Origin of the sequence: Janthinobacterium sp. DSP2-3-3 (assembly GCF_049897325.1) — a bacterium.
In the GTDB taxonomy this organism is placed as follows: Bacteria; Pseudomonadota; Gammaproteobacteria; order Burkholderiales; family Burkholderiaceae_D; genus Janthinobacterium.
The window spans coordinates 380,479-399,811 of the sequence record NZ_JAFCWA010000001.1 but is presented as its reverse complement, the minus strand read 5'-3'; the positions used below and the strand labels follow the sequence as shown (position 1 = coordinate 399,811).

Below are 19,333 nucleotides of genomic sequence, written 5' to 3'. Positions count from 1 at the left end.
GTCAAACCATTCTTGATCCTTTGAGGATGCACAGAAGAGGCCAGCATGACAGACGGTTTTTCCTATCAGGCGGCATTTTCCCGCAACCTGGGCTGGGTCACGCAGGCGGAGCAGGACAGCTTGCGCGGCAAGCGCGTGGCCATTGCCGGCATGGGTGGCGTGGGCGGGGTGCATTTGCTAACCCTGGCGCGGCTGGGCATCGGCGCTTTTCACATCGCCGATTTCGATACTTTCGATATCGCCAACTTCAATCGACAGGCCGGCGCCATGATGTCCACCCTGGGCCAGCCCAAGGTGGCGGTGCTGGCGCAGATGGCGCGTGATATCAATCCCGAACTGGAGATTAAACAATTTCCTGACGGCATACATGACAGCAATCTGGCCGAGTTTTTTACCGGTGTCGACCTGTATGTGGACGGCCTGGATTTCTTTGCCTTTCCCGCGCGCCAGGCCACCTTCGCCTGCTGCGCGCGCCTGGGTATCCCCGCCATCACGGCCGCGCCGCTGGGCATGGGCACGGCCGTGCTCAGCTTCATGCCGGGTGGCATGACGTTCGAAGCGTATTTTGGCTGGGGCGACTTGCCAGAAGAAGAAAAAGCTTTGCGTTTTCTCGTCGGGCTGGCGCCGGCCGGCTTGCACGGCCCTTACCTGGTCGACCCGTCAGCCATCAACCTGAAGGAGCGGCGCGGGCCGTCGACCATCATGGGCTGCCAGCTGTGCGCGGGCGCGGCCGCCACTGAGGCACTGAAAATACTCTTGAAACGCGGCAAAGTGATGGCGGCGCCGCACGGCATGCATTTCGACGCCTACCGCAACAAGCTCGTGCATACCTGGCGTCCCGGCGGCAACCGTCATCCGCTGCAACGGCTGACGATGGCCATCATCAAGCGGCGCCGTGCCGCGCAGGGGGCGTAAATGGCGCAAGCACTGCTGATCGCGCAGATCGATTCTGTGCTGGAAAACATCCTCGACCAGGCGCGCTGGGCGCCCAGCGGCGACAATACGCAGCCGTGGCGCTTTGAAATCGTGGAGCAGCGCCATGTCGTCGTGCATGGCTTCGATACGCGCAGCCATTGCGTGTACGACCTCGACGGCCATCCCAGCCAGTTATCGCTGGGCGCCTTGCTCGAAAGCATGGCACTGGCGGCCAGTAGCCATGGCTTGCGCATGGAAGCACGCCGGCGCGGCGGCTTGCCCGATACCTTGCCCACGTTTGACGTACGCTTTGTTGATAATTCCGGCATGCTACCCGACCCGCTGGCGGCATTCTTGCCGCAGCGCAGCGTGCAGCGGCGACGGCTCAGCACGCGCCATCTGCGCGCCAGCGAAAAGGCGGCGCTGGCGGCCAGCCTGCCGCCTGGCTACGCTGTGCAATGGTTCGAAGGCTGGCGCGCGCTCCTGGCCTGCGCGCGCCTGATGTTCGACAATGCGAAGCTGCGCCTGACCATGCCCGAAGCGCACAAGGTGCATCGTGACGTGATCGAATGGGGTGCGCGCTTCAGTAGCGACCGCATCCCGGAGCAGGCGCTAGGCGTCGACCCGATGACGGCGCGGCTGATGCGCTGGGTCATGCACAGCTGGCGCCGCGTGGACTTTTTCAATACCTGGCTGGCGGGCACCATTGCCCCGCGCCTGCAGATGGACTTGCTGCCAGGCCTGTATTGCGCCGCGCATTTCGTGTTGCTGGCCGATGCGCCGCCGCGCCATATCGACGATTACGTGGCGGCGGGCCGCGCCATGCAACGCTTCTGGCTGACGGCCACGCAGCTGGGCCTGCAGTTGCAGCCGGAACTGACGCCGTTGATCTTTGCCCGTTATGTGCGCGAACGGCGGGCCTTTTCGCGCACCGACGGCATGCTGGAGCTGGCGCAGGAACTGGCGGTGCAATGCCAGGCTGTGCTGGGTGCCGTGGTGGTCGAGCGGGCCGTGTTCCTTGGCCGCATCGGCGCCGGCCCGGCGGCCCAGGCGCGCTCCTTGCGCCGGCCGCTGCAAGACTTGCTGGTGGCGCCGGTCGACGCGAGGACGCATGCGTGAACGGCATGCGTTTGCTGGCTGCCGCAGCGAAAAAAGCCGCTGAGGACATCAGCGGCGCTTAAACTGGATGATCGCATGTCAAGCCTGGCGCTGCTTGTTTTGCTGGCGGCGCGCAGTCATGCCCAGGCCAAACAGGCCGATACCGAGCAGTGCGATGGTGCCTGGTTCAGGTACAGCTGCTTGAAATAATTCCAGACCGCCGCCGTCGGCCATCGCGATGAAACTGTTGGTCAAGCTGCCACCGATGAAGCTGTTCGTATTCCCGCTGAGGGACTCCAACGGGAAAAACGGGTTGGGGTTGACGAAAAACAACTGTCCTTGCGGCGTCAGCGTGGCATTAAGCAAGGCCTTGAAGTCGCCTTGGGCCAGGCCGGCGAAAATGTGTGCTTCGCCCAGGTCGAGCGTGTAAGTCACGATCGCATAGTCGTCCCCGGCGATACCACCGACATTCACCGGCGAGCCTGCTACGTTACTGACCGATAGTGACGTGTCCTGGTTGGGGTCGATGTACAGCGTCATGGTCAGGCTTTGAAAGGTAGCGTGGATCCCGCCAGCCAGAGTGTTCGACTGCCCGGTGATGGTAAACAGGCCATATATGCCATAGCCATTGAGGGCGTTCAGTTGCGATGGTATGCTGCCGCCAGTGGGGCTGCCGAAAGCGGCCTTGCTCAAAAAGCCTGTTTGAGTGAAGGGATCGTTGCCACCACCCAAACCGCCAACGATGGTTTGTTCGACGCGTGCGTGATATTCAAAGCTGATGCGGTCGGCCACAACCAGATTGGCTGCGGTACCGGGGACGGAGCCTTCATTGACGGTAAACAAAGGACCAGCGAGTGCGGGAGCACTGATCAGCGCGGCGCCGATGGCGGCCGCGGACAGAGCGAAACGCAGGAATGAGGACAGCGGTTTCATAACATTTCCTTCAGCGTGAGGGTTGATCGGACCAGGTCACTGTGGCGGCTGCCTCAGATAACCTCATACGCCCTTGAAGCAGAATTTGTACCATGTAATATTTGTATTTAAATTCAACAGCTTATAAAAACAGGTATGCCGTTTTTTGCGTTTGTGTAAAAAAAATCGACGTTTGAAGCCACCTACACAGGCGCAGGCGTATTACAGCCGAGCTGGCCAGCCCAGGCTCTGGGGCGGCAGCATGGAAGACTCCTGTTTGTCTGATCTATAAAATATAAAAGACAGCAGGAGGCCAGGAAGATTTCTGGATTTCCCCTACCTAAGGTGGATAGAGCCTTTTTCCTGCGTGAATAGTGCTGCTCGCGGGCGCCAGTCTTTCCCGTCATCGGCTACAGTGGGGTAAAAGGAGGTCACCATGCAGCCACGATTCCGTCATGCCCCGCTGCGTGCGCACAGCACGCCTGAACCAGATATTCCGCCGCCGCCCGAAGGCGATCCGCTGACGCCGCCGCCTGAAAAGCCGCCGCACACGGATCCCGTGCCCGTCGAGGAACCGACGCCACCACCGCCGCCCGTCAAGATGGTCTGAGAGCAAGTCGTCGCGGATCTGAGCGAACCTGAGCGGCCACGCGCTGCCATGCGCTGTTTATTTCTAGTTGGAAATGGATTGCGCGGGCGGCGGGATCGCCACGCCATTTAAACAACAAATATGCCAATAAACGTTGCCGAGTGGATACAAATCAAGCGCTAACTGCTGTGTGTCATGCGGTCGTCACGATTCTGTTCTTATAATGAGACATCATAAAAATTCTTGTACAGGAGACCATCATGGGCAATTCCTTGCATAACAAAATCTACCTGGGCCGGCGCCCTGTGATCACCAGTAAAAACCTCGCAGCGCTGGCCCTGGCGGGCGCCGTGGCCGGTTGCGGTCTGGCGTGGCTACTGCTGCGCACCTACAAATAAGCGCGCTCCACGCGCATTTTCAGCACGCCGTCCGTGGGGCGGACGGCGACTGAATCACGTTGCCTGTTGCCGATGCGCAGCGGGGCGCGTACCATGGGGGCCGAACACCTGGCCTCTTATGGAAAAGTAATGAAGAACGAGAAATTAACAACCGATGAATATGACGCGCTGGAGCAAGTTGCACGCGGTATCAAGACCGAGCGCCCCAGTGCTTGCGTTGCCCGCAATGCCAAGCGCCTGTCCGGCTTGAAGCTGCTCAGCTACGCCCGCGACGGCCGCCTGTCCATCACAGAGAAAGCACAACAACTGCTGTTCCTGCGCCGCTGCATCATGGGTTTGCGCGCCGTCGCCGCCGATCCGCTGACCAAGCTGGACACGGAGGTGGCCTATTTCCTGGGCAAGAAAGCCCACATCGTGGCGCGCGCCGAAGGCGAGGGGCACGACATTTCAGACAAGGGCCGCGACTCGCTGGCCGATATCGATACCCTGGGCCTGTAAGGTCTACACCGGCCCCTGGGGCCGGTTTTCACATCCCCCTCACATCCCCCTTTGGAGAATACTTTGGACAGCGCGATGAACTGGTCGGCCCACGAACTGACGATGACGGTCTTGATGACGCCCGATATGGCCAACTTTTCCGGCAACGTGCACGGTGGCACCATCCTGAAATATCTCGATAGCGTCGCCTACGCCTGCGCCAGCCGCTACTCGGGCAGCTATGTCGTGACCCTGTCCGTGGATCAGGTGATGTTCTTGCAGCCTATTCACGTGGGTGAGCTGGTGACGTTCCTCGCCTCGATCAATTACACGGGCACGACCTCGATGGAAGTGGGCATCCGCGTCGTGACGGAAAACATTCAGCAGCGCCTGGTGCGCCATGCCAATAGCTGCTATTTCACGATGGTGGCCGTGGACGCCAACCGCAAGCCGGTGGCCGTGCCGCCGCTGGTGCTGGAGACGCCGGAGCAGCATGCGCGCTTCGAGCAAGCCAAGCTGCGCAAGCTGTCGCGCCAGAAGGTGTCGAAGAAGTAAATGCGCCGGGCATAAAAAAACGGCCACCAGAGTGATCTGGTGGCCGTTTTTATTGCCTGCCGCCTCGACGGCGGTGCGCCGTGATTAACGGTCGCCGTAGCTGCGGCGTGCGCCGTCGGTGCTGCGCGGGTTGGAACCCTTGTAGCCGCCGCCGGTGCTAGGCGCGCCATCTTTGCGTGGTGCGCCCGGCTTGCTGAACGTGCGTTGCGCTGGCTTCGCGCCGCCACGGTTGTCGCCTGGTTTCCAGCCGCCTGGACGGGCGCTCGAACGCGGTGCCGACGCCGTTTTCTTAGGTTCGAAACCTTCGATGACATTGACCGGGATCAATTGCTTGGTGAAGCGTTCGATGCGCTTGACGTTCATGCCTTCAGCGTGGTTCACCAGCGAGATGGCCAGGCCATTGCGGCCAGCGCGGCCGGTACGGCCGATACGGTGGACGTAGTCTTCCGGGAACTTCGGCAGATCGTAGTTGAACACGTGGGTGATGGTTGGCACGTCGATACCGCGGGCGGCAACGTCGGTGGCGACCAGCACTTTGACCTGGCCGCGACGCATGCCGTCCAGGGTGCGGTTACGCGCGCCCTGATGCATGTCGCCGTGCAAGGCGGCAGCCGAGAATCCAGCGATGTTCAGGCGGTCGGCAATGGTGTCGGCGTCACGCTTGGTGGCGGTGAATACAACAGCCTGGTCCAGGGTTTCGTCGCGCAGCAGGTGGTCCAGCAGGCGATTCTTGTGCGACAGATCGTCGACGAAGTGGACGCGCTGGGTGATGTTTTCATGCTTGTTCGACGAACCGGCGATCTGGATGACCAGCGGGTTTTTCGTGATGCGGCGGGCCATGTTGCCGACGACGCCGTCCAGCGTTGCCGAGAACAGCATGGTTTGACGGCCTTCTGGCGTCGCGTCCACGATTTTTTCAATGTCGTCGATGAAACCCATGTCCAGCATGCGGTCGGCTTCGTCCAGCACCAGGATTTCCAGTTGCGAGAAGTCGATCTTGCCCGAGTCCATGTGGTCGATCAGGCGGCCAGGGGTGGCGACCAGAATTTCAGGATTCTTGGCCAGCAATTGCATCTGTTTAGGGTAAGGCATGCCACCCAGAATCGACACAGCCTTGATGCGGCGGATGCCGGTGCTGTACTTGTCGGTGTTGGTGGTCACTTGCAGTGCCAGTTCGCGCGTTGGCGTCAGCACCAGCATTTTTGGCTGCGCAGCCTTGAAACGTGGACGCTCGCCGCGGGCGCGCGATGCTTGCATTTCCTGGTTTGGTGTCTTGCCGGCGGCGCTTTGTTCGGCGATGGCCAGTTTGTGCAGCGACGGCAGCATGAAAGCTGCGGTCTTGCCCGAACCGGTCTGCGACGAGACCAGCAGGTCACGGCCTTCGATCGCGGCTGGAATCGCTTGCGACTGTACCGCGGTTGGCGCGGTGTAGCCCGATTCGGTCAGAGCGGCGATGATGGACGGATGCAGGCCTAAGGATTCAAATGTCATTCTTTTCTTTCGTAAAAGTCAGCGTTCTTGCAAAAAGCAGAACGCAAAATAGCAACGCCAACCAAAACGAAATGACTCAACTAGAAAGAAATTTCGGCACAAAAGCTTTGCGCCGGGACGGTGTCAGGTGCGACACACAAGGCGGGAGGGCTTTATAAGCGGCATCCTGTGGATGCGCTAAGGCTTGCGAAGCTGCTAAGTTTGTAATTGCATGTAACTGCGGTGTTGCCATCGCTTCAAGCGAACATATTGCAGCGCACAACGACACTATACCGTATTTGCCGCCGTTTTGCACGGCCTAAATGGGAAGAAACGACAGTCCTACCACGTTTCAAACATGTTTCCTATGTGAAATCAGTAGGATTACGTAGTTTTCCGCCAGTCAGGCAAGCATGGCAGCCATCATCGTTACAAGGGCAGTGAATCTTGCCCCAGGCTTAGCTGTTGCCCACTGCGGCACGCCAACCCTGGCTTTCCGCGTGGCGCAGTGCCGCTTCGATTTCTGTCCTGGGATGCGAGGAGCGTGCCATGCGAGGCCTCCAAGGTGGGCCATCACCGCATCACTCTACTTCGGGATTGACGGCCATCACTTGCGAAAAGCCGCCATCGACGTAGGTAATTTCGCCCGTGATGCCCGACGCCAGGTCGGACAGCAAAAAGGCGGCCGTGTTGCCCACTTCCTCGATAGTGACGTTGCGGCGCAGCGGGGCGTGCTCGGCCACAAAGCCCAGTAGTTTACTGAAATCCTTGATGCCGGTGGCGGCCAAAGTCTTGATGGGGCCGGCCGAGATGCCGTTGGCGCGGATGCCGCGCGGGCCTAGCGATTCGGCCAGATAGCGCACGGACGCTTCCAGCGACGCCTTGGCCAGGCCCATGGTGTTGTAGTAGGGCACCGCGCGCATGGCACCCAGGTAGGTCAGGGTCAATACGCAGGCGCCCGGATGCAGCAGGGGCAGGGCGGCCTTGGCCATGGCGGGAAAACTGTAGGCGGAAATATCGTGCGCGATGCGAAAGCTGTCGCGCGACAGGCCGTCGAGGAAGTCGCCGGCGATCGCCTCGCGCGGCGCAAAGCCGATGGCGTGCACGAGGCCGTCCAACTGTTCCCAGTGCCGGGCCAGGTCGCTGAAGACGGCGCTGATCTGTTCATCGCTGGAAACATCGCAGTCAAACACCAGTTCGCTGCCGAATTCGGCTGCAAACTCCGTGATGCGCTCCTTGAAGCGTTCGCCTACATAGGTGAAGGCGAGGGTGGCACCTTCGCGGTGGCAAGCCTTGGCGATGCCATAGGCGATGGACCGGTTCGACAGCAAGCCCGTGATGAGAATTTTTTTGCCTTGCAAGAAAGCCATGACGATTCCTGTCTGAGTGGGGGCGGGGTGGGCGGATGTACAACCGGCCGCGACAGCAAAGCTGTGGCGGCCGGTGGCGTGTCTCGATAAGGACCAGGCGATCAGTGGCGCGCTTTTGCCCGGCTATTGCTACCGCCGCGCTGGATGCGCGGTTTCACCAGAGAAATTGGCGTAGCTTGCACCTTGCCGCCCTTGGCGACGCGGCGCAACGCTTTGGCGGCCCGTTCGGGACGGTCCGCTTCCAGCAGCATGGTGGCGCTGTCGGCGATTTCCTGGGTGATATCCTTGTTTATCGTGGCCGAGGTTTTCGGCACGAGGATGGTGGAGCCGGCACGCAGGCTGGTGCGCTGGGGAATATTGTTGGCCTGGCGCAGCACGTCGGCCGTGGTGCCGAATTTCGATGCCAGGGTTTCGATGCGCTCGCGCGCATTGGTGATCTTGTGCGTGGTCCAGCTCGACAAGGCATGGCCCCAATGCGCCAGGTTGGTGGTGAACTTGGCGGCGTTTTCCTGCGGTAACAAAATCTTGGTCTTTTCACCGCCGATGATGACGGGGCGGTTAAATTGCGGATTCAAGGCCTTGAATTCATCCATCGACAGTTCTGCCAGTTGGGCCGCGACGGTGATGTCGATGTCGCTGGTCTTGTCGATGGCCGTGAAGTAAGGCTGGTTGTCGACCACGGGCAGGGTCAGGCCGAACTGGGCCGGATTGGCGATGATGTTTTTCACCGCTTGCAGCTTGGGCACGTAATTACGCGTTTCGGCCGGCATCAGGTCGGCCAGGCTTTCGAAATCGGTGGGTTTGCCCAGCGCCTGGTTTTTCTTGATGGCGCGCTGCACCGAGCCTTCGCCCCAGTTGTAGGCGGCCAGCGCCAGTTGCCAGTCGCCAAACATGTCGTACAGGCGCTGCAGATACGTCAGGGCCGCATCGGTCGAGGTCAGCACGCCGCGGCGCTCGTCCTTGAACATGTTTTGCTTGAGGTTGAAATCGCGTCCCGTAGCGGGCACGAATTGCCACATGCCGGCCGCACTGGCGCTGGAGAACGCTTGCGGGTTGAAGGCGGACTCGATGAACGGTAGTAAGGCCAGTTCCGTCGGCATGCCGCGCTTTTCCAGTTCCTGTACCACGTGGAAGATGTAGCGCGACGCGCGCGCCGTGGTGCGGGCGATGTGGTCGGGGCGGGTGGCGTACCAGTTGACGTGGTTCGTTACCAGTTGGTTGTTGATGTCGGGAATCGCATAGCCGCTGCGGATGCGGCCCCAGACGTCGGCTTCGCGCAGCGGATCGGAATTGTCGCTGAGGTTTTTCAGCAGACGATCAGTCTTTTGCAGGCGGTTGTCGAGAGTGGGGAGTTTTGCCGTGACCTGGGCGGTCATCGGGATCAGGGCCGGTGCGGTGGCGACTGGTGCGTTATCGCTCTCAACACCGGCTTCGTACGCCTGGCTGAGGGCGGGCGCAAGCGCCAGGGCCAACGCCGCCAGGACGGTAGATTTAAAGGAGTTTTCGTGCATAGTGTTCCATTGTTGTCGTCGGAGAAACATCGGACAGACCCATGATTAAGCTGCGAGTGTACGTATATCCACATGCCGGAGTCAAGAATTATGTCAGCCTGATGACAGAAAATACGCGGTAATAAGTGGCAAGCGGCTGGGTTTCCATTCGCAAATGCTGTCATTACTACAAATTTAATTTTCCCAATGCGTGATTCGGCCGTTGTTATAGCATACATGGCGAGGAGGCTGGCGCAAGCTTGGCAGCCGTTCAGTATGAGACTGCGCAAAGAGTGCGTACAATTTGGCTTTGGCCGGCCATTCAGCTGCCGGCCGCCATATTGATAGAGAGTCATGCATATGAACACCCCGCCGCGCCACGACGACGACAACGCCGTCATCATCGCCAATACCGTTGCCTGGCTGGAAAAGGCCGTGATCGGCCTGAACCTGTGCCCGTTCGCCAAGGCCGTGCACGTCAAGAAGCAGATCCGCTATGTGGTGTGCGAATCGGGCAATCCGGAAGATTTGCTGGCGATGCTGATGGACGAGCTGCAAACCCTGGCCGACACGGACCCCGAGCAGCTCGACACGACCTTGCTGATCCACCCCTACACCTTGAACGATTTCCTCGACTACAACGAGTTCCTCGATGTGGCCGATGCGGCCGTGGAAGACATGCACCTGGCCGGCGAACTGCAAGTGGCCAGCTTCCACCCGAACTACCAGTTTGCCGAGACGTTCGAAGACGACATCAGCAACTACACCAACCGTTCGCCGTACCCGACCCTGCACCTGCTGCGCGAAGACAGCATAGCGCGCGCCGTCGAGGCATTTCCGGAAGCGTCGGAAATCTTTGACAAAAATATTGCTACCCTGGAAGCGCTGGGTGTCGAAGGCTGGGAAAAGCTCGGCTTGCCGAAGGTGGCCTGATGGCTGACAAGGACTTGCCGCCGCGTCCCGATACGCCCTGCGTGGCTGTCTGCTCGACGACGTTCGATGAAGTCTGCCGCGGCTGCGGGCGCAGCGTAGTGGAAGTGGCCCACTGGGTCTCGATGACGGCTGAAGAAAAGGAAGTGGTGTGGGTGCGCATTCTGGCGCAAGGGTATCCGCGCCGGAATACTTGAATAGCGACGCGATAGAGCAGTATCCCTCTATCGCGTCGACGCTGATTTGTATCAGAAACTGCCGATGAAGTCTTTCTTGCCGACTTCGATGCCGTTATGGCGCAAGATGTCGTACGCCGTCGTCGCGTGGAAGAAGAAGTGCGGCAGCGCGTAGTGGAACAGATACGTCTGGCCCGTGAAGTGCTTGGTCTTTTCGCCGCTGCCGGTGGTGATGGCGCGCGTTTCGCTGCCGTCGATGTCCGCTTGCGGCAGGCTTTCCAGGAAGGCGATGGTTTTCACGATGCGCGCTTTCAGCTCTGCAAAGCTCTGTTCGCTGTCTTCATACGGCGGCACGGCCACGCCGGCCAGGCGCGCGCCGCAGCCTTTGGCGAAGTCGGTGGCGATCTGGATCTGGCGCACGAACGGCAGCATGTCCGGGAACAGACGGAATTGCAGCAGGGCGTTCGGGTCGATTTTCTTGTCTTGCGCATGCGTTTCCGCCTTGTCCAGGATGGCGGCCAGGCTGCCCAGGATTTGTTTGAAGACGGGGATGGAAGCGGAGTAGATGGAGAAGGTCATGGTGGTTCCTCTAGGTGAAGTGGCGCGATGATAGCAAGCTGCGCGCTTTTCTGCTGGCGCTCGCCGGCCGCGCCAGCGCGCGTGTGGTTTTTCAACCCTGTCTATATGGCATGACGTCGCCGTTGTCGCGTGTTTATTGGTGACTTTTCCCGCTTTTTCCATGCATAATTGCCCCTGATAAAGTTTCTTCCTGCCTGACCACCCGAATTCCCCTGTAAAGTTCAATGATCGCCCGCCTGATCCCTGTCGCCCTGTTGCCGCATGTTTAATTCACCCTATCAGCGCCTGCGCGCCAGCCTGCGTGTGCTGTACGGCTCGTCCATCTATGGCGCCTTGCTGCTGGTGGTGTTTGGCGGCCTGGTCGTTCCCGCCATTTTCGGCAGCTATCTGCTGGTCGGCGTGCATGAACGCCAGTCGGCGCGCACCAGTCTGAACGAGGCCTTGCAGCGCAATGCCGACATCCTCGCACTGGGCATGCAGGAATCGCTGTGGAACATGAATGCGGAATCGGCCCATTCGCTGGTCGAGTCGGTGATGCGCGACCGCGCCGTGCTGCTGGTGAAGGTGCTGGGGCAGGGCGACACGGAATTCATCAGCCTGCAGGCGCCGCAGCGGCCCGTGGGCAATCTGTACCGCGCCGAGCGCGACATCCTCGTGCGCGGCGAACGCATCGGCCATGTCGTCGTCGAGATGGACGATGCGCGCAGCCAGCAGGAGCTGCGCGAAAAGCAGATATCCTATATTTTTGTGCTGGGCGCGCAGCTGGCCGTGTCGATGGCGCTGATCGTGCTATTCCTGAACCGCCGCCTGTTGAAACCGCTGCGCCGCCTGACGCGCTTTTCCGACCGCCTGTCGCACGGCGATTTTGACACGCCGCTGGCCTCGCACAGCAATGACGAGCTGGGGCGCCTGACGGCACAGCTCGAGCAAATGCGCGCAGCCATCCGCCAGTTGTTCCAGGATGTGGGCCAGCGCGAAGAGCGTTTCCGCACCATCGTCACGCAGGTGCCGGGCGCCGTCTTCCGCTATCGGCCCGACGGTCCCATCGATTTCGTCAGCGATGCCATCGAGGACATCGCCGGCTATTCGGCGCGCCAGTTCATGCGTGGCACCTCGCACGCCTGGGCCGACTTGATCTGCCCGGAAGACCGTCGCGAGCATCGCCGCGCCGTGCGCCAGGCGGTGCTTGAGATGCTGCCGTATGCGCTGGAATACCGCATCGTCGACGCTGTCGGCATTGAGCGCTGGGTGGCCGAGAATGGCCAGCCGCAGGTGGGCGAGCAGGGCGTCATCTGGGTTGACGGCATTATTGCCGACATCAGCCAGCGCAAGCACCACGAGATGCGCATCGAGGCGTTGCTGACGGAGCAAAGCGCCATCCTCGACAACGTGATGTTCGGCGTGATGTTCGTGCGCCACCGGCGCATCATTTCCGTGAATCGCCGCTGCGAGGAACTGTTTGGCTACGGGCATGCTGAAATGACGGGCAGTTCCACCGCCATCGTGTTCATGACGTCGTATGACTTCGAAGAGGCGGGCGAGCGCCAGTATCCGGCGCTGGCGGCCGGCGGTGATTTCAGCGAGGAGCGCCAGTACAAGCGCCGCGACGGCAGCCTGTTCTGGGCGCTGGTCAGCGGCTGCGCGCTCGATCCGCTGCGCCCCAACGAAGGCAGCATCTGGGTGTATGCCGATATCACGGCGCGCAAGGAAGCGGAAGAAAAGCTGCGCCTGTCGGCCACCGTGCTGGAATACATCGCCGACGGCGTGATGGTGGTCGATGCCAGCGGCATCATCGTCACCGTCAATCCCGCCTTTACGCAGATCACGGGCTACAGCGAAGCGGAGGCGCTGGGTCGGCATTCGTCGCTGAACCGCTCGGCGCGCCACGACGCGGCGTTTTACGAAGCCATGTGGCACGAGCTGAAGGCCAGCGGTTTCTGGCGCGGCGAAATCTGGCACCAGCGCAAGAACGGTGAGGTTTACCTGGAGTGGCTGACCATCAGCGCCGTGCGCGACGCGCGTGCCGACACCACGCATTACGTGGGCGTGTTCAGCGATATCACGTTGATCAAGCAGTCGCAGGAAAAGCTCGACCACATGGCGCACCACGACCCGCTGACGGCGCTGCCGAACCGCCTGCTGTTCCACGACCGCCTGCAGCACGCCCTGCTGCGCGCCGCGCGCGAGCAGGAGCAGCTGGCCGTGCTGTTCATCGACCTGGACCGTTTCAAGAACGTCAACGACACCCTGGGCCACCATGTGGGCGACGAATTGCTGCAAAAGGTGGCCGGCCAGCTGGCGGCCCGCTTGCGCGAAGGCGACACGCTGGCGCGCCTGGGCGGCGACGAGTTCATCGTGCTGCTCGAGCGCGTCGATGGTGAATACGGCGCCACGCACGTGGCGGAAAAACTGATGACCATGTTCGACCAGCCGTTCACGGTGGCCGACCATGAGTTGTTCGTCACCTGCAGCGTGGGTATCAGCCTGTATCCGGACGATGCGCTGGACTTGAACATGTTGATCCGCAATGCCGACGTGGCCATGTACCAGGCCAAGGCGCGCGGGCGCAATGGCTACCGCTTCTATGCGCCGTCGATGACGGGCGAGGGCGTCGAGCGCCTGCGCCTGGAAACCTTTTTGCGCCGTTCGATCGAAAAAAACGAGATGTTCCTCAATTACCAGCCGCAGGTGGAAATCGACACGGGCCGCCTGGTCGGCGTCGAGGCGCTGGTGCGCTGGAACCACCCGGAATTGGGCCTGGTGCCGCCGGTGCGCTTCATCCCGCTGGCCGAGGACAGCGGTTTCATCAACCAGCTGGGCAAATGGGTGCTCGATGAAGCCTGCCGCCAGATGATGCGCTGGCAGGCGCAGGGCTTGCACGTGCCGAAAATGGCCGTCAACCTGTCGGTGAAACAGTTCGAGCGGGGCAGCATCGCCGGCATGGTGGCCGATATTTTGCAGGAAACGGGGCTCGAGCCGCAGCGCCTGCAGCTGGAAGTGACGGAGTCGGTGATCATGAACACGGGCGACGCGCTCGGTTTCATCAACGATTTGCATGCCATCGGCGTGGGTCTGGCCATCGATGATTTCGGCACCGGCTATTCCTCGCTCGCGTATTTGAAACAGCTGCCCGTGCAGACGCTGAAGATCGACCGCTCCTTCATCAAGGATATCTCGACGGACGTGAACGACGAAGCGATTGCGATTGCCATCATTCAGCTGGGCAAGAGCATGCACTTGTCAGTGATTGCCGAAGGCGTGGAGACGGAAGAGCAGGCCGCCTTCCTGCTGCGCCATGGCTGCAAGCTGGCGCAAGGTTATTTTTATAGCCGCCCGGTACTGGCACAGGATATGCTGGAACGCTGGATCGATCACTCACCACTATAAAGGACAGTCATGGCCGTACAATCTTCCCCGTCGCGCCGCCGCTTCCTGCTCGGCGGCCTGGGTCTCGGCGTGGCCGGCGTGGGCGCCCTGGTGCTGGGCTGGGGCGTGCTGCCGCCGCGCCAGCGCCTGCAGGGCAGCGCGCCGCTGCCGCTCCAGGATGGCGCCGTGGCGCTGAACGGCTGGCTGGCCATAGGCACAGATGGCATGGTGATCCTGGCCATGCCGCGCAGCGAGATGGGGCAGGGCGTGCACACGGCCTTGCCCATGCTGGTGGCCGAGGAACTCGACGTGCCGTTGACCAGCGTCAAGCTGATCCAGGCGCCCATGGATAAGATCTTCGGCAATGTGGCCATGCTCAAGGATGGCCTGCCGTTCCACCCGGACGACCAGGGTCGCATGAAGACGCTGGCCCAGTGGACGGTGGCCAAGGCGGCGCGCGAACTGGGCGTGATCGTCACGGGCGGTTCGTCGAGCGTGAAGGATGGCTGGGGCCCCATGCGCGAGGCGGGGGCGTCGGCGCGCGCGATGTTGCTGGGTGCCGCCGCCGCGCAGTGGCAAATGCCAGCTGCGCAATGCCGCACGCAGGATGGCGCAGTGATCCACCCCGATGGCCGGCGCGCCAGCTACGCCAGCCTGGCGCAGCGCGCCGCCGGTGTCGACCCGGGCACGCCCGTGCTGAAACTGCCCCAGGATTTCAAACTGATCGGCCAGCCGGCGCCGCGCCGCGACACGCCGTCCAAAGTGAATGGCAGTGCGCGGTTCGGTATCGATGCGCGTCCCCCGGGCATGCTGTACGCGGCCCTGCATTTGCCGCCGCGCCTGGGCGATATCCTGGCCGCGTTCGATGCGGCACCCATCCTGGCCATGCCTGGCGTGACAAAAGTGCTGGACCTGACGCCGCACCTGGCGCAGCGCAGCGTCTCTTGTGTCGCCGTGGTGGCAGACACATGGTGGCGCGCCAAACAAGCGGCCGCCGCCTTGCCGACGCAGTGGAAGGCTGGCCCGCAGGCGAATTTGTCCAGCGCCGGCGTGTATGCGGAGTTTGCCCGCCTGTTGGATAGCGAAGCGGGCCATGTCTACCACGCCAGCGGCGAGGTCGAGGGCAAGGTTGCGCAGGGTTTGCGGCAGGTTACGGCCGAGTACCGCGCGCCGTTCCTGGCGCATGCCGCCATGGAACCCATCAACTGCACCGCGCAGGTAAAAGATGGCAAGGTGATGCTGTGGGTCTCGACGCAGGCGCCCGGCATCGCCATCGATGTGGCGGCGAAGGTGGCCGGCGTCGATGCAAAGGACGTGGCCATCGAGGTGCTGCTCCTCGGCGGTGGTTTCGGCCGCCGCCTGGAAGTGGATATGGTGGCGCAAGCCGTGGCCATCGCGCTGCAGTGCGATGGTGCGCCGGTGCAGCTGGTGTGGACGCGCGAGCAGGACACAAAGCATGATATGTACCGTCCCGCCGCGCTGGCGCGTTTTACGGCACGCCTCGATGAGCACGGCCGCATCGCTTCCTGGGACAATCGCTCCGTCAGCGGCTCCATCACACACCAGTTTCTGCAACGCAATTTCGGCTTGCCCGGCGCGGGGCCGGACAAGACCACGGCCGAAGGCGAATTCGACATGCCGTATGAAATCGCCAACCAGCGCATCGCCCACGTCATCGCCGACAGCCCCGTGCCGATCGGTTACTGGCGCTCGGTGGGCCACTCGCACAACGCATTCTTCAAGGAAAGTTTTATCGATGAGCTGGCTCACGCGGCGGGGCAGGACGGTATCGCCTTCCGCCGCGCCATGTTGGTCAGGCATCCGCGTCATCTGGCGGTGCTCGATGCGGCGGTGGCCAAGGCGGGCACTCCTCCGCCCGGCCATGCGCATGGCGTGGCCCTGCACCAGTCGTTTGGCAGCATCGTTGCGCAAGTGGCGCAAGTGTCCGTGGAAAATGGCGAAATCCGCGTGCAGCGCGTGGTGTGCGCCATCGATTGCGGCATCGCCGTCAATCCGAACATCATCGCCCAGCAGATGGAGTCGGCCGTGCTGTTTGGCCTGTCTGCGGCGCTGGGCGGCGAGATCACCTTCAAGGAGGGCAAAGTCGAGCAGAGCAATTTCCACGACTATCCCGTGCTGCGCATGGGGCAAACGCCCGAGGTGGAAACCATCATCATCGCCAGCGCCGAGCATCCGGAAGGCGTGGGCGAGCCCGGTACGCCGCCCATCGCGCCGGCCGTGGCCAACGCCGTATTCAGTTTGACGGGGAAACGGCTGCGTAGCCTGCCGCTGCGCCTGGGGTAAGGTTTATTAAGAACACCTAACAAAACCGTAACGAGCGGCAGTGAGTTGTGGCTGAGAAGCGGAGCTGTGCGGATGCACAGTGAGCATCGGAGGCCGCAAATCGCGACGCGCAGTAGGTTTTGTCGGGTGTTCTAGGCCAGGGTGGCGGCCAGTAAGTGACGCAGATTGCAATCGCGCTGCCAGTCGCGCCGCTCCTGCGTGCTACCGGCCAGCGTCGCCAGTTCATCCCCGCTGAGGGCTTGTTGCGCCTGCACCATGCGGTGCGCCAGGCCGCCGTCGGGCAGCACGGTGCCGAAGAAGGCGACATGGTCCTCATGCTGGATCAGCAGGGTGGGGAAGTTGTCGATGTCGAGGTCGCCCACCACGTCGGCCTGGTCTTCGATGTCGATCCAGACGAACACGGCATCCGGATGGCGCGCTGCCAGTTCCTCGAACGTGGCGCGGTAGCTGCCACAGGTGCCGCACCACAGCGCGCACAGGCAAGCCACCGTCCAGCGCGGGCCGGCCAGGGCTGCCGCGACGTCGGCGCGGTTATCGGTCGTGAGGGTCAGGCTGTGCATGGCTGTATATATGAGTAGGCGGATGGGCGCGGGGTGCCCGATGCGCGTATTCTACCTTGCCCGGCCCCCTCAGTCCTGAGAATGCATGAGCTTGTTTAGCTGTGTTTTTTGATGTAATGCACCTTTCTGGTGGATAATGCTGCTTATTGCGCGCTGATTACGCTGGTCCATGCTGTTTCCTGGCCCCGCAGCCTGACTCCTCCAGTCTGTTTTCATGCCCTGCCCGGTGTCAGCGCAGCCCCGCCTTTGTTTATTTTTATTATGGAATTAGCCAGCTTATGTTGAGTTACCGCCACGCCTTTCACGCGGGTAATCACGCCGATGTGTTGAAGCATTATGTGCAGATTCAGTTGTTGCAATATCTGAATCAAAAAGATATCGCCTATAGTTATATCGATACCCACTCCGGCGCGGGCGTGTATGCGCTCGACGGTGGTTATGCCTCGAAAAATGCCGAGTACGAAACGGGCATCGCGCCTCTGTGGGACCGCACGGACTTGCCGGCCTCGCTGGCCGAGTACATGAAGCTGATCAAGGAAATGAATCCGAGCGGCAAGATGCGCTACTACCCGGGGTCGCCGTACTGCGCCGACAAGGTCAGCCGCGAGCAAGACCGTCTGCGCCTGTTCGAGCTGCATCCAGCCGATGCAAAGATTCTGGCTGACAACTTCCGCAAGGTCGAGGCGCATGCGCTGGCCCAGGGCGAGCGTCCGACCGTGCGCGGCAAGCGCGTGCTCATCACCAAGGCCGACGGCTTCCAGAGCCTGAAAGCCCTGCTGCCGCCGCCATCGCGCCGCGCGCTGGTGCTGATCGACCCGCCGTATGAAGACAAGATGGATTACCGCAAGGTCAAGGACACCCTGGCCGACGCCCTCGTGCGCTTCCCTTCAGGCATCTATGCCGTCTGGTACCCGGTGCTGCAGCGCATGGAATCGCGCCAGTTTGCCGACAAGCTGAAGCAATTGCCTAGCTCGGACTGGCTGCACGTGACCCTGACGGTCAATACGCCGTCGCCGGACGGCTTCGGTTTGCACAGCAGCGGCATGTTCATTTTGAACCCGCCGTACACGCTGGAGCCGATGTTGCGCGAAGTCATGCCTTACCTGGTCAAGGTGCTGGGCCGCGACGATGGCGCGAAGTTTGTGCTGGAAACGGGCAAGGGCGGTCAGAAAAACACGGGTACCCGCCGAGTCTGAGGATACCTGACCAAACCTACTGCGCGTCGGTATAGGCGGCCTGCGATGCTCACCGTACTAAAGTACGGTGCGCTTCTTAGCCACCTCTCCCTTCCGCTCGCTACGGTTTTGTCAGGTGTCGTAACTATCGTAGTTGAGCAAAGTAAACGCCACGGCAAATATGTTCGTGGCGTTTGTCGTTTACTGTCCCAACAACAAGAACACTGTCGGCTTCTTGTGGAAGTCGGGCGCCTTGCCTGCCGCCAATTGTTTCTTCCACTGCCCGCCATTCCACGTTTGCACGCTTTCCGTGTCCAGGCTGAGGTCGGTGGCGACGCAGATTAACGTGGAAGGTGCGCATTGCGCCACCAGCGCTTCGAGCATGGCGGCGTTGCGGTAGGGCGTTTCGATGAACAACTGGGTCTGCTTTTCAGTGCGCGAACGCACTTCCAGTTCCTTGATGCGCTTGGCGCGCAGGGCTGCATCCGTGGGCAGGTAGCCGTTGAAGGCGAAGCTCTGGCCGTTCAAGCCGCTGGCCATTACGGCCAGCAGGATCGACGACGGGCCCACCAGCGGGCGCACTTTAATGCCGTGCTGATGCGCCAGGCGCACCAGGTCGGCACCGGGGTCGGCCACTGCGGGTACGCCCGCTTCCGAGACGAGACCCGCATCGCGTCCCGCCAGCAAGGGTGCCAGCAAGCCGGCCAGCGCTTGCGCCGGGGTATTCACGTTGAGTTCGGAAATGGTGATTTCCTGCAACGGCTTGGCCAGCGGATGCTGGTTGCCGATCAATTTCAGGAAGGCGCGCGCCGTCTTGGCGTTTTCTGCGACGAAATAATCGAGCTGCGAGGTGATCTGCCGCACTTGGCTTGGAATGATGTGTGACAGCGGATCGATTGCGCCTTCGGACAGGCCAAGGTGGTTGGGGATCAGGTACAGGGTGCCGGTCATATTCTTCTTGTGGATAAA

18 protein-coding genes are annotated in these 19,333 nt (G+C 61.5%); 11 read left to right on the top strand and 7 right to left on the bottom strand.

The annotated features are described in order from the left end of the window. Nucleotides 1-45: 45 nt before the first annotated feature. The gene (locus tag ACP7DE_RS01990; RefSeq protein WP_426070505.1) at nt 46-915 is read left to right on the top strand and encodes a ThiF family adenylyltransferase; all 870 of its coding nucleotides are present in this window, start codon (nt 46-48) and stop codon (nt 913-915) included. After that, on the top strand, nt 916-2,034 hold the full coding sequence (locus ACP7DE_RS01985; protein WP_426070504.1) for a nitroreductase family protein: 1,119 nt from the start codon (nt 916-918) through the stop codon (nt 2,032-2,034). A gap of 78 nt (nt 2,035-2,112) precedes the next feature. Here the strand turns inward: ACP7DE_RS01985 and pepA are convergent, their stop codons facing one another. Continuing rightward, nucleotides 2,113-2,946 carry a flocculation-associated PEP-CTERM protein PepA gene (pepA, locus tag ACP7DE_RS01980; RefSeq protein ID WP_426070503.1) on the bottom strand — a complete coding sequence of 278 codons (834 nt, stop codon included), beginning with the start codon at nt 2,944-2,946 and terminating at the stop codon, nt 2,113-2,115. A gap of 415 nt (nt 2,947-3,361) precedes the next feature. Here pepA and ACP7DE_RS01975 point away from each other — a divergent pair, with 415 nt between their 5' ends. From ACP7DE_RS01975 to ACP7DE_RS01960, 4 genes are all read left to right on the top strand, one after another. Further along, nucleotides 3,362-3,535, top strand: coding sequence for a hypothetical protein (locus ACP7DE_RS01975; protein WP_426070502.1), 174 nt, complete (start codon nt 3,362-3,364; stop codon nt 3,533-3,535). Nucleotides 3,536-3,774: 239 nt separating this feature from the next. Next, nucleotides 3,775-3,912 (top strand): hypothetical protein, encoded by a 138-nt coding sequence (locus ACP7DE_RS01970; protein ID WP_166674638.1) that lies wholly within the window; start codon nt 3,775-3,777, stop codon nt 3,910-3,912. 129 nt (nt 3,913-4,041) lie between these two features. After that, the gene (locus tag ACP7DE_RS01965; RefSeq protein ID WP_426070501.1) at nt 4,042-4,410 is read left to right on the top strand and encodes a hypothetical protein; all 369 of its coding nucleotides are present in this window, start codon (nt 4,042-4,044) and stop codon (nt 4,408-4,410) included. A gap of 75 nt (nt 4,411-4,485) precedes the next feature. Further along, nucleotides 4,486-4,944: an acyl-CoA thioesterase gene (locus ACP7DE_RS01960; protein ID WP_034750191.1), complete on the top strand. Its 459-nt coding sequence runs from the start codon at nt 4,486-4,488 to the stop codon at nt 4,942-4,944. 84 nt (nt 4,945-5,028) lie between these two features. On the opposite strand, the gene ACP7DE_RS01955 is transcribed toward ACP7DE_RS01960, so the two are convergent. The 3 genes from ACP7DE_RS01955 to ACP7DE_RS01945 form a co-directional block, all read right to left on the bottom strand. Continuing rightward, complete coding sequence (locus tag ACP7DE_RS01955) at nt 5,029-6,435, bottom strand: DEAD/DEAH box helicase (protein WP_426070500.1); 1,407 nt, start codon at nt 6,433-6,435, stop codon at nt 5,029-5,031. Between the two features lie 560 nt (nt 6,436-6,995). After that, nucleotides 6,996-7,784: an enoyl-ACP reductase FabI gene (gene fabI / locus ACP7DE_RS01950; RefSeq protein ID WP_426070499.1), complete on the bottom strand. Its 789-nt coding sequence runs from the start codon at nt 7,782-7,784 to the stop codon at nt 6,996-6,998. A 101-nt stretch (nt 7,785-7,885) separates the two neighbouring features. Further along, on the bottom strand, nt 7,886-9,295 hold the full coding sequence (locus tag ACP7DE_RS01945; protein ID WP_426070498.1) for a transglycosylase SLT domain-containing protein: 1,410 nt from the start codon (nt 9,293-9,295) through the stop codon (nt 7,886-7,888). 339 nt (nt 9,296-9,634) lie between these two features. On the opposite strand from ACP7DE_RS01945, the gene ACP7DE_RS01940 reads away from it, so the two are divergent. Further along, nucleotides 9,635-10,207, top strand: a complete 573-nt coding sequence (locus ACP7DE_RS01940) for a DUF1415 domain-containing protein (protein ID WP_426070868.1) — start codon at nt 9,635-9,637, stop codon at nt 10,205-10,207. After that, nucleotides 10,207-10,401, top strand: coding sequence for a DUF1289 domain-containing protein (locus ACP7DE_RS01935; RefSeq protein WP_426070497.1), 195 nt, complete (start codon nt 10,207-10,209; stop codon nt 10,399-10,401). The genes ACP7DE_RS01940 and ACP7DE_RS01935 overlap by 1 nt, the downstream gene beginning before the upstream one ends. Nucleotides 10,402-10,452: 51 nt before the next feature. On the opposite strand, the gene ACP7DE_RS01930 is transcribed toward ACP7DE_RS01935, so the two are convergent. Further along, entirely contained in the window at nt 10,453-10,959 is a 507-nt protein-coding gene (locus ACP7DE_RS01930; protein WP_071322895.1) for a DUF1993 domain-containing protein, read from the bottom strand. Nucleotides 10,960-11,220: 261 nt separating this feature from the next. On the opposite strand from ACP7DE_RS01930, the gene ACP7DE_RS01925 reads away from it, so the two are divergent. Together ACP7DE_RS01925 and ACP7DE_RS01920 are read left to right on the top strand one after the other, a co-directional pair. Then, nucleotides 11,221-14,346 carry an EAL domain-containing protein gene (locus ACP7DE_RS01925; RefSeq protein ID WP_426070496.1) on the top strand — a complete coding sequence of 1,042 codons (3,126 nt, stop codon included), beginning with the start codon at nt 11,221-11,223 and terminating at the stop codon, nt 14,344-14,346. A gap of 9 nt (nt 14,347-14,355) precedes the next feature. Then, entirely contained in the window at nt 14,356-16,629 is a 2,274-nt protein-coding gene (locus ACP7DE_RS01920; protein ID WP_426070495.1) for a molybdopterin cofactor-binding domain-containing protein, read from the top strand. Between the two features lie 131 nt (nt 16,630-16,760). Here the strand turns inward: ACP7DE_RS01920 and ACP7DE_RS01915 are convergent, their stop codons facing one another. Next, nucleotides 16,761-17,189 carry a thioredoxin family protein gene (locus ACP7DE_RS01915; protein ID WP_426070494.1) on the bottom strand — a complete coding sequence of 143 codons (429 nt, stop codon included), beginning with the start codon at nt 17,187-17,189 and terminating at the stop codon, nt 16,761-16,763. 278 nt (nt 17,190-17,467) lie between these two features. Between ACP7DE_RS01915 and ACP7DE_RS01910 the strand changes: the two genes are divergently transcribed. After that, the gene (locus ACP7DE_RS01910) at nt 17,468-18,385 is read left to right on the top strand and encodes a 23S rRNA (adenine(2030)-N(6))-methyltransferase RlmJ (RefSeq protein WP_426070493.1); all 918 of its coding nucleotides are present in this window, start codon (nt 17,468-17,470) and stop codon (nt 18,383-18,385) included. Nucleotides 18,386-18,565: 180 nt separating this feature from the next. On the opposite strand, the gene ACP7DE_RS01905 is transcribed toward ACP7DE_RS01910, so the two are convergent. Continuing rightward, nucleotides 18,566-19,315, bottom strand: a complete 750-nt coding sequence (locus ACP7DE_RS01905) for an SAM-dependent methyltransferase (protein WP_426070492.1) — start codon at nt 19,313-19,315, stop codon at nt 18,566-18,568. Nucleotides 19,316-19,333: the final 18 nt, after the last annotated feature.

What these genes read in the sequence shown, in the direction of transcription:
- ACP7DE_RS01990 (WP_426070505.1), top strand. Translation starts at nt 46, where the DNA reads ATGACAGACGGTTTTTCCTATCAGGCGGCATTTTCCCGCAACCTGGGC.
- ACP7DE_RS01985 (WP_426070504.1), top strand. Translation starts at nt 916, where the DNA reads ATGGCGCAAGCACTGCTGATCGCGCAGATCGATTCTGTGCTGGAAAAC.
- pepA (WP_426070503.1), bottom strand. Translation starts at nt 2,946, where the DNA reads ATGAAACCGCTGTCCTCATTCCTGCGTTTCGCTCTGTCCGCGGCCGCC.
- ACP7DE_RS01975 (WP_426070502.1), top strand. Translation starts at nt 3,362, where the DNA reads ATGCAGCCACGATTCCGTCATGCCCCGCTGCGTGCGCACAGCACGCCT.
- ACP7DE_RS01970 (WP_166674638.1), top strand. Translation starts at nt 3,775, where the DNA reads ATGGGCAATTCCTTGCATAACAAAATCTACCTGGGCCGGCGCCCTGTG.
- ACP7DE_RS01965 (WP_426070501.1), top strand. Translation starts at nt 4,042, where the DNA reads ATGAAGAACGAGAAATTAACAACCGATGAATATGACGCGCTGGAGCAA.
- ACP7DE_RS01960 (WP_034750191.1), top strand. Translation starts at nt 4,486, where the DNA reads ATGAACTGGTCGGCCCACGAACTGACGATGACGGTCTTGATGACGCCC.
- ACP7DE_RS01955 (WP_426070500.1), bottom strand. Translation starts at nt 6,435, where the DNA reads ATGACATTTGAATCCTTAGGCCTGCATCCGTCCATCATCGCCGCTCTG.
- fabI (WP_426070499.1), bottom strand. Translation starts at nt 7,784, where the DNA reads ATGGCTTTCTTGCAAGGCAAAAAAATTCTCATCACGGGCTTGCTGTCG.
- ACP7DE_RS01945 (WP_426070498.1), bottom strand. Translation starts at nt 9,295, where the DNA reads ATGCACGAAAACTCCTTTAAATCTACCGTCCTGGCGGCGTTGGCCCTG.
- ACP7DE_RS01940 (WP_426070868.1), top strand. Translation starts at nt 9,635, where the DNA reads ATGAACACCCCGCCGCGCCACGACGACGACAACGCCGTCATCATCGCC.
- ACP7DE_RS01935 (WP_426070497.1), top strand. Translation starts at nt 10,207, where the DNA reads ATGGCTGACAAGGACTTGCCGCCGCGTCCCGATACGCCCTGCGTGGCT.
- ACP7DE_RS01930 (WP_071322895.1), bottom strand. Translation starts at nt 10,959, where the DNA reads ATGACCTTCTCCATCTACTCCGCTTCCATCCCCGTCTTCAAACAAATC.
- ACP7DE_RS01925 (WP_426070496.1), top strand. Translation starts at nt 11,221, where the DNA reads ATGTTTAATTCACCCTATCAGCGCCTGCGCGCCAGCCTGCGTGTGCTG.
- ACP7DE_RS01920 (WP_426070495.1), top strand. Translation starts at nt 14,356, where the DNA reads ATGGCCGTACAATCTTCCCCGTCGCGCCGCCGCTTCCTGCTCGGCGGC.
- ACP7DE_RS01915 (WP_426070494.1), bottom strand. Translation starts at nt 17,189, where the DNA reads ATGCACAGCCTGACCCTCACGACCGATAACCGCGCCGACGTCGCGGCA.
- ACP7DE_RS01910 (WP_426070493.1), top strand. Translation starts at nt 17,468, where the DNA reads ATGTTGAGTTACCGCCACGCCTTTCACGCGGGTAATCACGCCGATGTG.
- ACP7DE_RS01905 (WP_426070492.1), bottom strand. Translation starts at nt 19,315, where the DNA reads ATGACCGGCACCCTGTACCTGATCCCCAACCACCTTGGCCTGTCCGAA.